Genomic DNA, 13,444 nt, shown 5'->3' with positions numbered 1-13,444 from the left:
GGTGACGCGCCTCCGGTGCCATCGCTGCTCGTGGACCCTGCCGCGCGTGAAGATATCCACCCTCGCGCTTCACTTCTGCAAACCGCACGGAAAGAAGGAACCCATGACCGATTGGAAGTTGCGGCTCGAGGAAGCCGGCTATGCGCTGTCCAACCCGCCCACTCCGAACGGCCGCTACCGTCCTTTCGTGCGGGTGGGCGACCAGTTGTTCATCGCGGGCCAGACCTGTATGCGGGACGGTGTGCTGATCCACCGCGGAACGGTGGGCGTCGACGTGGACATGGACGAAGCACGCCGTGCCGCTGCGTTGTGCGCTCTCAATACCCTCGCCGTCCTCGAGGTGGCCACCGACGGAAACCTCGATGCGGTCCGTGCGGTCAAGATGACAGGTTTCATCCGCTGCGTCTCGGATTTCTCTGCGCAGCCCGCCGTATTGGATGGCGCGTCCGAAGTGCTCGAGACCGCACTCGGAGACCGGGGCGGACATGCCCGTGCCGCGATCGGAGCATCGGCGCTTCCGCGGAGCGCCCCCGTCGAGATCGAAACGGTATTCGCCGTCGATGGTCAGTTCCAATGACATCGACGTCGGTGCATTCCGACTCACATGAGCCGCCGACGATTCTCTCCCTGAACGACATCGAACGCGCCGCGGTGAGGATTGCACGGTATGTTCACCGCACACCGGTCCTGTCCTCCCCGCAGTTGGACCAGGCGGTCGCCGCCGCGGGTGTGCATCTGAAGGCGGAAGCCCTTCAGCTCACGGGGTCGTTCAAAGTGCGTGGAGCGACAAATAAACTTCTGACGCTCGACCCGAACGCACGTTCTCGTGGAGTGGTGGCGTTTTCCGCCGGAAATCACGGCCAAGGGGTAGCGGCTGCAGCCAAGATCGTGGGCTGCCCGGTTGTTGTGGTGATGCCCTCCACGGCCCCAAAGATCAAGGTAGCCAACTGCCGCTGGTGGGGCGCGGAAGTTGTCACCTACGATCCTGCGACCGAAAATCGAGTCGCGGTGGCGCAAGAGTTGGCCGACGCGCGCGGCATGACAATGGTTTCCCCATTCGACGATATCGATATCATGGCAGGCCAGGGCACTGTGGGCTGGGAACTCGCGCAGCAGTTGCAAGAGAAGGGAATCGAGCCGGATATTGTCGTGGTCAATTGCAGCGGTGGCGGGCTCGCCTCCGGTGTGATCACAGCAATGCGCGCAGCGTTCCCGCAAATCCACGCGGTCATCGTCGAGCCGACAGGCTTCGATAAGATGGCGCAAACGCTCCGTGGCGGTGAACCGCTTACACTGGAGAAGCCCTACACCAGTGTTCTCGATGGGATAGGTGGACCGACCGCGGGTCGACTGACCTCGTCGACGTTGAGATATCTGGGCGTCGACACGGCAACTGTCAGCGATGACGACGGGCTCCATGGTGTGCGCGAAGCCTTCCGTTGCCTGAAACTCGTGCTGGAGCCGGGCGGAGCCGCGTCACTCGGCGCCGTTCTCGCCGGTTCGCTAGACGTTCGCGATCGGCACGTCGCACTCGTCGGATCCGGCGGTAATGTCGACCCGGAGGTTTTCGCCCGCGCGATTACCGACAACTGAGGCCGACGGGTATCGACACGCCTCCTTCCGTCTCTCTTTCGATTCGGCGCCGCCCCGACACGGGTCCGTGCTCGCCGGGGTAGCCGTACAGACACCGGTGGAGGGTTCTTTCGTTGCCTGCCCTCCACCAGTGGTTTCGGAGTCTCGATCAGCGCGCCCGGAACCCGCCGTCGACGACCAACTCGGACCGGTGACGAAGCTGGCGTCGTCGCTGACGAGGTAGGCGACGGCGGCCGCGAGTTCGGCGGGGTCCGCGCGGCGGAGCATCGGCGTTTCCGGCACGACTCCGGTGCCGGGCTCGTTGGCGTTGAGCGGGGTACTCACCCCACCCGGGACGAGGGCGTTGACCCGGATGCCGTCCGGGGCGAGTTCGAGGGCGGCGGTGCGGGTCAGGCCGAGCAGGCCGGCCTTGCTGGCGGCGTATGCGGCGTAGCCGACCGCACCGGAGGGCCCGAAGATCGACGAGGTGTTCACCACGGCGCTGCGGGTGCCGGACTTCAGCAGGGGAATCATCGTCTTCAAGCCGAGGAATGCGCCGGTGAGATTGACCGACAAAAGTCGGTTCCAGGCCTCGAGGATCTCGTCGACGATGTCGGTGACATGCACGATGCCCGCGTTGTTGACCAGGATGTCCAGGCGCCCGAATTTCTGTTCAAGCATGGCGCGAGTTGTCTCCCAATCGGCGGGATCGGTGACGTCGAGGTGCACGTAGGTGACGTCGAGACCCTTGGACCGCAGATCTTCTGCCGTGCGGGCACCATCGGTGTCGAGTACGTCGCCGATGTAGACGGTGGCTCCTTCACTGGCCAGGCGGAATGCGTGTGCGGCGCCCTGCCCTCGGGAACCACCGGTGATCAGCGCAATTCGGTCGGTGAGCCGGCTGGGAGCAGTCTCGCGGGTGCTAGTGGTGTCGGTCATGGTCAAGCCTTCCGATGAGTGTGGGTGGATTGCGAGTGTGGGACGGTCAGACGACGCCTTGGGCGAGCATGGCGTCGGCGACCCGGACGAATCCGCCGATGGCGGCGCCGGCGACGTAGTCGTCCGGGTCCTCGGCGTAGGTGGCCGCGTTGCGCCGGGTGTGTGCGTGGATCTCCCGCATGATCTCCTCGAGGCGGGACGCGGTCTCCGCACGGCTCCACGAGGTTCGAGCCGCGTTCTGCTGCATCTCCAGGGCAGAGGTGGCGACACCGCCGGCATTGGCGGCCTTGCCGGGTCCGAAGAGCACCCCGGCCTCGCGAAACAGGGCGACGGCGCGGGCGGTACACGGCATGTTCGCGCCCTCGGAGACGGCGAGCACGCCGTGTCGAATCAGGGTGGCGGCGTGCTCGTGTCCGAGTTCGTTCTGCGTCGCGCAGGGCAATACGACATCGCAGGCCACGTCGAAGACCGATCCTTCGGTGACATACGTGGCCGACGGCCGGGCGGCGGCGTACTCGAACAGCCGGGCGCGGCGCACCTCTTTGACGTCCTTGAGGAGGGCGACGTCGATGCCGTTCTCGTCGACGACGTATCCGCCCGAGTCGGAGCAGGCGATCACGGTGGTGCCGAGCTCGTGTGCCTTCTCGATCGCGTAGATCGCGACGTTGCCCGAACCCGACACCACGGCGCGAAGCCCGTCGAGGTTCTTGCCGCGGGTGGCGAGCATTTCGCGGAGGAAGAACACGGCGCCGTAGCCGGTGGCTTCGGTTCGGGCATGCGATCCGGCCCATCCGATCCCCTTGCCGGTGAGCACGCCGGCTTCGAAGCGGTTCACGATGCGTTTGTACTGTCCGAACATGTAGCCGAGCTCCCGGACGCCGACACGGATGTCGCCAGCCGGGATGTCGGTGTGCTCGCCCAGGTGGCGGTAGAGCTCGGTGACGAACGATTGGCAGAACCTCATGATCTCGGCCTCGCTGCGCCCGGGCGGGTCGAAGTCGCTGCCGCCCTTGCCTGCGCCGATACCCTGCCCGGTCAGGGCATTCTTGAAGATTTGCTCGAAGCCGAGGAAGCGGATGGTGCCGAGGTCGACCGTCGGGTGGAAGCGGAGTCCGCCCTTGAAAGGTCCGAGGGCGCTGTTGAATTCGACGCGGTATCCGCGGTTGACGTGAATTTGCCCGGTGTCGTCGACCCAGGGCACGCGGAACATCAGTTGCCGTTCGGGTTCGCAGAGCCGTTCGAGGATCCTGGCCTCGACGTACTCGGGGTGCCGCTCGAGGACCGGACCGAGAGTGGACAGGACTTCCTCGACGGCCTGGTGGAATACCTCTTCCCCTGGGCTGCGATGGCGTACGGAGCGGAGGACGGTGGTGACGTGGTCGGATAGGGGACGAGGCCGGATATCGGTGGCCAACACGGTCATCGTTGCTACCTTCTCTACGGTTCGGGACGGATACCGGGGGTCAGGACATGGAGACGGCAGACAGCGGCTTCCCGCGCTCGAGTTCGGATGAGGCCTGCAAGGCGGTCAGCAGCCGCTCGGTGTCGGCCATCTGGTCGTTCCAGATCGCGCGGACGATGTCGACGCGTAGTTCCGGTTCTTGCATTGTCGAGAAGTAGTTGGTCAGAGCCAGACCCTGCGGGCCCGCCTCGGTGTGCAGCGCGATCATCCGGCCGACCACCTTGGTTTGCACCCCGTAGACGGGGATCTGCGGCCCGCGGGGTGCGATCAGGCCCACGAAGTACAGTTTCTCCGCGCCCTCGGGGAGGATGCCGCCGGCGTACCGCACGGGAACACCCGAGCGCCACGTGATCTGATCGGTGTCGAGGAAGGGCAGGTTCACGTTGAACCCAGTCGCCCAGATGATCGAGTCGTAGTCCCGGGTGCTGCCGTCGGCGAAGTGCACGGTGTTGCCCTCGAAACGAGTGATGCCCGGGCGGATCCCGACTCGCCCGTGGTGGACCCAGTACAACAGCAGGTCGTTTGCGGTCGTGGCGCCGTCGGCCAGGGTGCGGACCTCCGGTTCGGGCATGCCGGGGTAGTTCTTGTTCTCCCCGATGGAGACACGGGCGAGCAGCCGGCTGAGCAGGTCCTGCTCGTCCGGGGAGAACTGTCCGAGGAACGGTACTTCCTGGCGGGGCACACCGAAGTACGTCTTGGGCTGAAAGTAGATGCCCTTGCGCATCACGATGTCGGCTTCGCGGCGGTGCTGGGCGACGTCGACCGCGATGTCGCAGCCGGAGTTCCCGGCCCCGACGACCAGAATCCGGTCGCCGTCGAGGTCGCCGACGTTGTTGTATTCGCTCGAATGCATTTGCTTGCCGGCGAATTCGCCCGGCACCTGCGGAATCTTCGGGCTCCACAGGTGCCCGTTGGCCACCAGCACACCGTCGAAGATGCCTTCGTCCCCGCGGGAGGTGGTGACCCGCCACCCGGCCGAGCCGACCGGGCCGGATCCCACGTCGAGGGGGGTCACCGACAGCACCTCGGTGTCGAAGTTGATCAGGTCGTAGTGGCCGTGGTGGCGCGCATACGATTCGATGTACTCGCGAACCTGGTCGCGCCGCGGAAAGTGCGGGTAGTGCCCGGGCATCGGGAAGTCCTCGAACATCGTCATGTCCCGAGACGTGATCAGGTGCAGCGCCTCGTAGTCGGTATGCCAGTGCCCGCCAACCCGGTCTGTCTTCTCGAAGCACTCGACCTCATGGCCTGCCTGACGCAGCTGCTGGAGGGCGGACACACCGGCCGCGCCGGCTCCGATGACGCAGTATCGGGTCATTGTTCGACTTCCTTTCGTTCCTCGTAGGCCCGCCTTCGTCGGCGCCCTCACCTGATACGTAAGTCTGGAAAGATCTGCAGCTCTCGTAAATAGTGTTATCGCGCCAGCTGCTCAAGGCGTAGCCTTGAGCAAGACCGACGTGCGGCTCCGCCCCTTTCGACATGAAGGATTCCCATGGCCCCCACACCCATCACCTTGCAGCAGCTGACCTATTTTCTCGCCGCCGTCGAGCACGGGTCCCTGTCTGCAGCAGCAGAGGCGCACTTCGTCGCTCAGCCGAGTCTGTCCGAGCAGATACGCCGGCTCGAGCACCAGCTGGGCGTGACCTTGTTCGTCCGCACCAACCGGAAGCTGATCCTCACCGATGCAGCCCGCATGCTCATCCCCCACGCCCAGCGCACCGTGGCTGCTGCAGAAGAGGCCGCCACCGCGGTGAACCCCGTTCGCAATCTCACCGGCGGCACTGTCTCGATCGGCACGTTCAGCAGCGCCCACCACCTCATCCACACCGATCTGGTCGCGAACTTCCGCGCGCTGTACCCGCAGGTCAATGTCCGGATCGTCGGGCTCAACTCCGTCCAGGTGGCCGACGCGGTCCGCGACGGCCAACTCGAAGCCGGCCTCGTCGCGCTACCGGTCGACGACCGCGGCCTTGATGTCGGGCCTGTCGAGTGGGCCGCGGAAGCGGTGTACCTCACCCGTGACCCGGACCGCGCCCGTCGCCCGCTGTCGATCCAGGAGGTTGCCGAGGCATCCCTGATCCTCCCCGAGACCCGGTGGGGCGACATGGACCCGACACGCCGTCAATTGCTGTCGCTGGCACAGAATGCCGGGGTCACACTCCACCCGGTGGTCGAGGTCGAATCACCCTCGGTGGCCCTCGAACTCGCGGCTCGGGGTGTCGGCGACACCATCATCTCGCTCCCGCTGGCCAATTCGCTCGGGGCGACGAAGACCTTGCACTGGGCCTCGCTGACGCCCCCGCTGTTCGAAACCTTCGCCTTCATCACCCGCCGCTATGCCAGTCTCTCGCCCGCCTCGACGATCCTCATCCGTCTCGCCCGGCAGCTTCTCGCGCAGCTGCCCCAGGCCCAGCCTCCCACCGACACATCGAGCCCGTCGGCCGTTACCGCCACGTAACAGCTCGCAGCCGTGCGCGGCGCCGTGGTCTCACCCCGAGCTCGCGCTGAATCCGATGCGAGGGCCCGAACTGGGCTTATGCAACCTCCCGGACAGATCCCGCATCCTACTCAAGGTAATTCCTTGAACTGCCATCGGAAATCACGGCTTCACCGATGACAAGTTGTGGCACAAGAGTCATCGACATCCCGAACACCGATTCCCGAGCATCCTGGCTTTCGCGGCCGGACCGGGATCAGCTACCACAACCACCCCGTCCCGAGGGCACGGGAGTCGATGGAGGAGCACCATGGCGATGACCGGTCAGAGATGTACCGCGGCCGCCCCCGCGGACGGCCATTTTCAACGCAAAATGTCGCTGCAGGCGGCCATGTTCATCGGAGTCGGCGGCCAGATCGGCTCCGGATGGCTGTTCGCCGTCCTGGCCGCCGCCGGAATCGCAGGCCCGTCGGCCATCGCGTCCTGGCTGATCGGCGGCGCCCTCACCATGGTCATCGCACTGGCCTGGATGGAGGTCGGATCCGCGATCCCGGTCAGCGGTGCCATCGCCCGCTACCCTTACCTGTCCAACGGCGGACTCGCGGGATGGATCATGGGCCTGTCGTACTGGCTGGCCAATGTCTCCCTCCCCGCCATCGAAGCCGTCGCCGCGCTGACCTACCTCGGTGGGGTGTTCCCCGAACTCGGACTACTCACCGTGCGCGACGGGGTCTCCATGCTCTCCTGGCCCCGCGGAATCGTCGCCGCCATCGTCCTCATGGTCCTGTTCCTGGCCATCAACCTGTTCGGGGTCAAACTGCTCAGCGAATGCAACCGGTGGGTCACCTGGTGGAAAATCATCATCCCCACCGCAACGTTCCTGCTGCTGTTCCTCGCCTTCGACAGCAGAAACTTCACCTCGCACGGCTTCTTCGGCGACAACTCCTCCGGCGGCGGCGCCGGTTCGATGTTCGAAGCTGTCGCAGTCTCCGGTATCGCGTTCGCGCTCATGGGCTTTCGTGGCGTCATCGACTTCGGTGGTGAAGTCCGCCGCCCCGGACGCAACATCCCGCTCGGCACGGTCGGGTGTGTGGTGATCCCGCTGGCAATCTACCTGGGCCTGCAGGTCGCGTTCCTCGGCGCGATCGATTGGGCCGACGCCGGGGTCACCGCGGGCGACTGGACGGCCCTGGCTGGCAGCTCCTGGGCCGACGGCCCCTCGCCGCGGCCCTGCACTCCTCCGGATACGCCCTGCTCGGCGCATTCGTCTCCGTCCTGCTCCTCGACGCCATCCTCTCCCCCGGCGCGGCCGGATACATCTATCTCGGCAACGGTGCCCGGGTCGGCTACGGACTGGCCGTCAACGGCTTCTTCCCCGCCGTCATGGCCAAGGTGAACCGGCACGGCGTCCCCGCCTTCTCTGCGGTGGTGTCCTTCGGGGTGGGCTGCCTGTTCTTCCTACCCGCACCGAGTTGGTACCGGCTGGTCGGCTTCATCAGCTCCGCACTGATCCTCAGCACCCTCGCCGCCTCGGTGGCCCTGGTCGTCTTCCGCCGCACCGCACCGACCCTGTCCCGTCCCTTCCGGCTTCCCGCAGCCCAGGTCTTCGCTCCGGCGGGCTTCGTCGCTGCCACCGTGATCATCTACTGGTGCGGCTTCATCACCCTGTTCAACCTCGATACGATCCTGCTCGGTGGCATGGTGATCTACTCGGTGTGTTACTCCGCGCGCAAGGGTTGGTCCGGCCGGAACGAATCGACGCTCGTGGCCGCAGTCTTCCTCCTCGGTTGGGCTGCGGTCACGGCACCGAGCAGATACCTCCTCGCCCCGGCCCGTGTTCCCGCCCCATCGGGATCCGCACTGCTGGTTCGCATATTCCTCATGGCCGCGCTGTGCGTGGGGTTCCTCGTCGCGATGCACCTGATCAGCAACGAGGAAGGCCGACGCCACCTCATCGGTGGGCACTGGCTGGTCTTCCTACTCCTCGGCCTGCTCACCGCCTCCGCCATCGGCGAGTACGGTCCGCTGTCCGCTCCCTGGCTGACATTTCCCGCCGACTCACTCTCCGCCGTCGTCGTCGGAATCATCGCGTTCTACTGGGGCACCGCCACCGGCTTCCGGACGCCCGCCATCGAAGAACTCGAACAACGGCCGAGCCCCGACGCCGCAGACAGCGGAACCCTGTCAACCCACTGACCAACCCCAGGCGACACGACAGAGAGGCGACAACACCCATGGCACAGACTGCAATCGTCACCGGCACCGCGAGCGGAATGGGACAGGCCACCGCGCAGCTTCTGATCGACGAGGGCTGGAACGTACTCGCACTCGATCTGAAGGACAGCGACCTATGCGCCGGGACCGGGTGGCTGCATGCACTGCCCGTCGACATCACCGACCGAACTGCCGTCGCGGACGCACTCGCAGAAGGAATTCCTGCCGGCACAGCCGTCGACCTCGTCGCGAATGTCGCCGGCATCTATCCGCCCAGCACTCTCGACACCTTCACCGAGGAGCTCTACCGCTTCATCTTCGATGTGAACGTACTCGGCTCCCTCAACGTGGCCGCAGAGGCACGAAAGCGGATGCACGACGGCAGCGCACTGGTCAATTTCGCGTCGGTCGACGCCTTCACCGTCTCGCCAGGACAACTCCTCTACGGTGCATCCAAGGCCGCGATCGTCATGGTCACCAAGACGCTCGCACTCGAGCTCGCACCCGAAGGCATTCGCGTCAACGCCGTCGCGCCCGGATGGGTCGACACGCCAGGTAACCAGGCAACCGGACGCATGACCGAAGCAGCGAAATCCATTCCCCTCCAACGTGTAGCCCTGCCCGAGGAGATCGCCCGATGGGTCCTGACCCTGGGCAGCCGCACCGCGTCATTCATGACCGGAGAAACGATCGTGCTCTCCGGTGGTGACGTGATCCGTTGAGACGCGATCGCATTGGAGACAGTGATCTTCTTCGAGATTGCGCACTGCTCCGAGGATGCCAGGCGTGGTCTCGCCTCACCGGGACACGTAAAGTGATCATGGAACATTCCGGCACAATGATGTTCACGTCGCATACGTAGAAACGGACCACTGTGCCGCCTGCCAACAGACTTCGTGAGACGCTCGGATCACCAGGGACGGCAGGCCGGCCCCTACTGTTCAGCGAAACCGATACCGACAGGCCGCTTGGGCGCGCCGACGCTGACCACCAGCGCGCATAGCGCTGCGCCTACCGCAAGTTTTGCCTACAAGTGATTCATCCCCATATGTGGTGGATCAGCTCACCCGCCCTGGCATTGGAAAGGCGTGCAGCGCTCCCGAGGCTGCTCCCGATCAATTGTTCGGGCGAATCGGATCTGAAAGTATGTGACACACCATTTTCCGTCACCGAAGAACCGGGCCAAATCCGGTCGAACAGAACGCATGCGCAGGTCGACGGCAAATTCAAGGAACCTCGAACCGAGGAACTGCAGTACCGCACGGGTGTCCAGTCATCCCCAGAGAGCTGGCGCATCTGGCCGCAGGGCATTAAAGGCCCGATCGAACAGGGCAGGCAGGGAGTCGCTTCCGCCCGACTCTGCCCACGCCCTGGTCGCTGCGATGTAGGCACCTACGCTCGCCGCGGCGATGACGGCGACCTCCAGATCGGTGCGGGAATCCAGATCGAATTTGGTGCTCACGACCGCGGCCAGGCTGGCGCGCCACCGGTCGACCCGGTCCAGGTAACTCGCACGCAGCGACGGCGCATTTTCGATCAGCCGGAAGAGCGCCACAGCACGCGACGGATTGGCCTGTGCCCAATCCTCGAAGGGCGTCATGCTCATTCGCAACGCCGTCCAACGATCCTCACTCGCGGGGACGGTGACGAAGCGATGGCAACCGTCTTCGGCGAGCTTGCTCAGGCGTGCGACGACCACGTCCTCTTTGCCCTTGAAGTAGCGAAAGAAGGTCCGGCGGGAAATTCCGGCGACCTCGCAGATCTCGTCGGCGGTGGTCTCGTCGAACCCCTTGTCGAGGAACAGTCCGATCGCGATCTCGGCAACCTCTGACCGCATCCGATCCTTCATGCGTTGTTGAAGTGGCTCCGGGGCCTTGGGGCTGCTCATGAACACATGCTAGCCAGAGCGTGATACTAAGTGCTACCGTGTCACTCAGTGTCAACCAGGCATCAAGTGTCCGAGTCGGCGCCTTCCCGATCCATGACGAGTTTCCGCAGCACAGAAGGGGGGTACCGCATGGGACACCCCAGTCGAAACCGCTGGTCATGGAGACTGGAGTCGCAGTCGGCGGGTTTGCCGTCGCGCCCCTCTTTGCGGGTGCTGAATCAAGTTCCTCAACTTCCGCGTTGTCTCATCCCTACGTTCAAACCGGAGAAGCGATGAAAGCAGTACAACTGATCGAATCCACCGGGCCGTCCGGCCTTCGCGTTGCCGAGCTCCCGGACCTCGATCCCGCTGATGACCTGGTCGTGGTGGATCTGCACGCGGCCGGGGTGTCCTTCCCCGATCTGTTGCAGACGACGGGCAGCTACCAGATCGTCCAAGACCTGCCCTGCGTTCTCGGGGTCGAGGGTGCCGGAGTCGTCAGGTCTGCGCCGAGACACAGTGGTCTCGCCGAGGGGCAGCGGGTCGCAGTACTGGCATTGGCCGGTGCGTGGCAGCAGACGGTGGCCGTACCGGTCGGCTACGCGTTTCCCCTGCCGAACAATGTGTCGCTGACCGCGGCGTCGGGCTTCGTCATGAACCATCTGACGGTTCATCTGGCGCTGGTCGAGCGTGCCCGGTGCAAGAAGGGCGAGAGCGTTCTCGTCCACGGTGCCGCCGGCGGGATCGGAACCGCGGCGCTCCACCTCGCGGCCGCCCTGGGACTGGAGACGATCGCAGTGGTCAGCAGCGAAGACAAGGCCGCTGTCGCCAAGGCGAACGGTGCCACGCACACCGTACTGGTCGACGGATTCAAAGACCGTGTTCTCGAGCTGACCGGCGGCCGCGGCGTCGACATCGTTCTCGATCCGGTCGGCGGGGATCGGTTCACCGACAGCCTCCGAAGCCTGGCTACCAATGGCCGCGCTCTGGTCCTCGGCTTCACCGGCGGTGAAATCCCCACAGTCAAGGTGAATCGGCTTCTGCTCAAGAACATCTCGGTGGTGGGCGTCGGATGGGGCGAGTACATCCGCGCCGATCCCAGCTACCTGGTCAAGCAGTGGGACGACCTGCTACCGCTGCTGAACTGCGGCGCACTCACGGTCCCCGAGCCCACACTGTACGAGGCGGCGCACGCAGCCGACGCTCTGCTTTCGCTCAGCGAGCGGACCGCGACCGGCAAGGTCTCCTTGACCCTGCACTGATCGCCCGAGTGAATTCCCCACTTCCCGTGTCCTCGACACGCCCAACAGAAAGGTCCAACGTGGTCAGCGCCGATACCAGATCCGTCGTAGTAGACCGGCAGTCCGCACAGACTCCGGTGGACGCAGCGAGCACGCTCGAACAACTTCTCGCGGTCCGGGCAAGCTACCGTGCCTTCACCCCCGAGCCGGTACCCGAGCTCACCATCCGGCGGATTCTCGAGACCGCCCAGCTGACGGCATCGTGGTGCAACAGCCAGTCGTGGCAGGTGGCCATCACCCGCGGCGCAGGCACCGAACGACTCCGCGACGCGCTGTACGGCGCAGCATCGACCGGTGCCACCGAGACCACCGACATCCCCTTCCCCCGCGAATACCGCGGCGTTCACCGCGATCGCCGGCGCGAAAGCGGCTTTCAGCTCTACAACGCCCTGGGGATCGAGCGAGGAGACCGCGCCCGCCAGCAGGAGCAGGCGCTGCAGAACTTCACGTTCTTCGGCGCCCCGCACATCGCGATCATCCACACCGACGAGGCCCTGGGCACCTATGGGGCCGTGGACTGCGGCGGCTACGTGAGCAATTTCCTCACCGCGGCCGCCGCCCACGGCGTCGGCACCGTGGCGCAAGCCGCGCTGGCGATGTACCCCAATATCCTGAGGCGGGAACTCGACCTGGGCGAGGACCGCACGATCGTGTGCGGAATCTCCTTCGGATTCCCCGACGTCGAGCACGCCTCGAACAGCTACCGGACCACCCGCGCACCGATCGGCGAGATCGTCGAGTGGATCGACAACTGATGGCCGCACAAGTGGTCACGGAACGGCACGGGCGGGTGCTGCTCATCCGCATGAACCGCCCGTCCAAACGCAACGCCATCAATGCCGCCACAACCGCCGCCCTCGACGCTGCCCTCAACGAGCTGGACGACAACCCGGACATCTGGTGCGGGGTGCTCAGCGGTGGGCCTCAACACTTCTGCGCTGGAACAGATCTCGTCGAAGGACCGGGAGAACGCACCACACGGGGCGGCCGATACGGCGTCGTCGACCGGTCCCGAACCAAGCCCCTCGTCGCGGCAGTCGAAGGATTCGCCTACGGAGGCGGCCTGGAACTGGCCCTCGCATCAGACGTCGTCGTCGCCGGTCGGTCGGCTCGCTTCGGCCTGCCCGAGGTCACCCACGGCGTGGTCGCCAACGCCGGAGCACTCTTCCGCGCCCACCTGCCACTACCGCTGAACATCGCCAAACAGATGCTTCTGACCGGTCGGCCCATCAACACCGACAGAGCCTACAGCTGTGGATTCGTCAACGAGATCGTCGACGACGGCACCGCGGAACAGAGTGCAATCGCGACCGCGCAGCAGATCGCCGCCAACGCGCCAGTGGCAGTCCAGGCCACCCTGCACGCGGTCGATACCATCGTGCGCGGCGACGACGATCGCGGTTGGGCCGTCACGTCAGAAGCCGAGGACAAAGTGCGCGCATCCCACGACTTTCAGGAAGGCCTACTCGCCTTCGGCGAAAAGCGTCCTCCCCAATGGCAAGGGAAATAGACCCTCGCAATACGTACCCGACAGCTGTTGCTGTACAGCAGAATACGTCGACAGCAGTTACAACTTGATCCATCGGGCCCGCTCACGGTAGCTGGCGCTACGGCGAGTTTCACCTTTCCACCCCGGCGCGGCCTTGACCGGT

The 13,444-nt window shown here is 65.2% G+C and carries 12 protein-coding genes and 1 pseudogene; 9 read left to right on the top strand and 4 right to left on the bottom strand.

Features of this window, described 5'->3' with window-relative positions; translation table 11 throughout:
- Window positions 1-103 precede the first annotated feature (103 nt).
- A complete protein-coding gene (locus WKC72_RS21000; protein WP_370178889.1) occupies window positions 104-577 on the top strand; it encodes a RidA family protein in 474 nt (157 codons plus the stop codon).
- Window positions 574-1,593, top strand: a complete 1,020-nt coding sequence (locus tag WKC72_RS20995) for a threonine/serine dehydratase (protein WP_370178887.1) — start codon at window positions 574-576, stop codon at window positions 1,591-1,593. Before WKC72_RS21000 ends, WKC72_RS20995 begins: the two co-directional genes overlap by 4 nt.
- On the opposite strand, the gene WKC72_RS20990 is transcribed toward WKC72_RS20995, so the two are convergent.
- The 3 genes from WKC72_RS20990 to WKC72_RS20980 are packed head-to-tail and all read right to left on the bottom strand — an operon-like array spanning window position 1,504 to window position 5,291.
- On the bottom strand, window positions 1,504-2,511 hold the full coding sequence (locus WKC72_RS20990) for an SDR family NAD(P)-dependent oxidoreductase (RefSeq protein ID WP_370178885.1): 1,008 nt from the start codon (window positions 2,509-2,511) through the stop codon (window positions 1,504-1,506). The two genes, WKC72_RS20995 and WKC72_RS20990, sit on opposite strands and share 90 nt — an antisense overlap.
- A 46-nt stretch (window positions 2,512-2,557) precedes the next feature.
- Window positions 2,558-3,934: an NADP-specific glutamate dehydrogenase gene (gdhA, locus tag WKC72_RS20985; RefSeq protein ID WP_370178883.1), complete on the bottom strand. Its 1,377-nt coding sequence runs from the start codon at window positions 3,932-3,934 to the stop codon at window positions 2,558-2,560.
- A 40-nt stretch (window positions 3,935-3,974) separates the two neighbouring features.
- A complete protein-coding gene (locus WKC72_RS20980) occupies window positions 3,975-5,291 on the bottom strand; it encodes a flavin-containing monooxygenase (RefSeq protein WP_370178881.1) in 1,317 nt (438 codons plus the stop codon).
- Window positions 5,292-5,465: 174 nt separating this feature from the next.
- Between WKC72_RS20980 and WKC72_RS20975 the strand changes: the two genes are divergently transcribed.
- From WKC72_RS20975 to WKC72_RS20960, 4 genes and pseudogenes are all read left to right on the top strand, one after another.
- A complete protein-coding gene (locus WKC72_RS20975) occupies window positions 5,466-6,431 on the top strand; it encodes a LysR family transcriptional regulator (RefSeq protein WP_370178879.1) in 966 nt (321 codons plus the stop codon).
- Between the two features lie 289 nt (window positions 6,432-6,720).
- Window positions 6,721-7,575, top strand: a pseudogene (locus tag WKC72_RS20970) (APC family permease); the annotation flags it as partial.
- On the top strand, window positions 7,497-8,606 hold the full coding sequence (locus WKC72_RS20965; protein WP_370178877.1) for a hypothetical protein: 1,110 nt from the start codon (window positions 7,497-7,499) through the stop codon (window positions 8,604-8,606). The pseudogene WKC72_RS20970 and the gene WKC72_RS20965, both read left to right, overlap by 79 nt.
- 38 nt (window positions 8,607-8,644) lie before the next feature.
- Complete coding sequence (locus WKC72_RS20960; protein WP_370178875.1) at window positions 8,645-9,346, top strand: SDR family NAD(P)-dependent oxidoreductase; 702 nt, start codon at window positions 8,645-8,647, stop codon at window positions 9,344-9,346.
- A 551-nt stretch (window positions 9,347-9,897) separates the two neighbouring features.
- Here WKC72_RS20960 and WKC72_RS20955 read toward each other — a convergent pair.
- Window positions 9,898-10,512, bottom strand: a complete 615-nt coding sequence (locus WKC72_RS20955) for a TetR family transcriptional regulator (protein ID WP_370184430.1) — start codon at window positions 10,510-10,512, stop codon at window positions 9,898-9,900.
- A 272-nt stretch (window positions 10,513-10,784) separates the two neighbouring features.
- Between WKC72_RS20955 and WKC72_RS20950 the strand changes: the two genes are divergently transcribed.
- The 3 genes from WKC72_RS20950 to WKC72_RS20940 are packed head-to-tail and all read left to right on the top strand — an operon-like array spanning window position 10,785 to window position 13,302.
- Window positions 10,785-11,753, top strand: coding sequence for an NADPH:quinone oxidoreductase family protein (locus WKC72_RS20950; protein ID WP_370178873.1), 969 nt, complete (start codon window positions 10,785-10,787; stop codon window positions 11,751-11,753).
- A 59-nt stretch (window positions 11,754-11,812) separates the two neighbouring features.
- The gene (locus WKC72_RS20945; RefSeq protein ID WP_370178871.1) at window positions 11,813-12,547 is read left to right on the top strand and encodes a nitroreductase; all 735 of its coding nucleotides are present in this window, start codon (window positions 11,813-11,815) and stop codon (window positions 12,545-12,547) included.
- Window positions 12,547-13,302 (top strand): enoyl-CoA hydratase-related protein, encoded by a 756-nt coding sequence (locus WKC72_RS20940; protein ID WP_370178869.1) that lies wholly within the window; start codon window positions 12,547-12,549, stop codon window positions 13,300-13,302. The genes WKC72_RS20945 and WKC72_RS20940 overlap by 1 nt, the downstream gene beginning before the upstream one ends.
- The last annotated feature ends 142 nt before the right edge of the window (window positions 13,303-13,444 follow it).

The sequence above is a fragment of the Rhodococcus wratislaviensis genome (assembly GCF_041228765.1).
Taxonomy (GTDB): Bacteria; Actinomycetota; Actinomycetes; order Mycobacteriales; family Mycobacteriaceae; genus Rhodococcus_F; species Rhodococcus_F wratislaviensis.
The sequence above is the reverse complement of the archived record's forward strand: the minus strand, read 5'-3'. Positions and strand labels throughout refer to the sequence as shown.

What these genes read in the sequence shown, in the direction of transcription:
- gdhA (WP_370178883.1), bottom strand. Translation starts at nt 3,934, where the DNA reads ATGACCGTGTTGGCCACCGATATCCGGCCTCGTCCCCTATCCGACCAC.
- WKC72_RS20995 (WP_370178887.1), top strand. Translation starts at nt 574, where the DNA reads ATGACATCGACGTCGGTGCATTCCGACTCACATGAGCCGCCGACGATT.
- WKC72_RS20980 (WP_370178881.1), bottom strand. Translation starts at nt 5,291, where the DNA reads ATGACCCGATACTGCGTCATCGGAGCCGGCGCGGCCGGTGTGTCCGCC.
- WKC72_RS21000 (WP_370178889.1), top strand. Translation starts at nt 104, where the DNA reads ATGACCGATTGGAAGTTGCGGCTCGAGGAAGCCGGCTATGCGCTGTCC.
- WKC72_RS20975 (WP_370178879.1), top strand. Translation starts at nt 5,466, where the DNA reads ATGGCCCCCACACCCATCACCTTGCAGCAGCTGACCTATTTTCTCGCC.
- WKC72_RS20960 (WP_370178875.1), top strand. Translation starts at nt 8,645, where the DNA reads ATGGCACAGACTGCAATCGTCACCGGCACCGCGAGCGGAATGGGACAG.
- WKC72_RS20940 (WP_370178869.1), top strand. Translation starts at nt 12,547, where the DNA reads ATGGCCGCACAAGTGGTCACGGAACGGCACGGGCGGGTGCTGCTCATC.
- WKC72_RS20990 (WP_370178885.1), bottom strand. Translation starts at nt 2,511, where the DNA reads ATGACCGACACCACTAGCACCCGCGAGACTGCTCCCAGCCGGCTCACC.
- WKC72_RS20955 (WP_370184430.1), bottom strand. Translation starts at nt 10,512, where the DNA reads ATGAGCAGCCCCAAGGCCCCGGAGCCACTTCAACAACGCATGAAGGAT.
- WKC72_RS20950 (WP_370178873.1), top strand. Translation starts at nt 10,785, where the DNA reads ATGAAAGCAGTACAACTGATCGAATCCACCGGGCCGTCCGGCCTTCGC.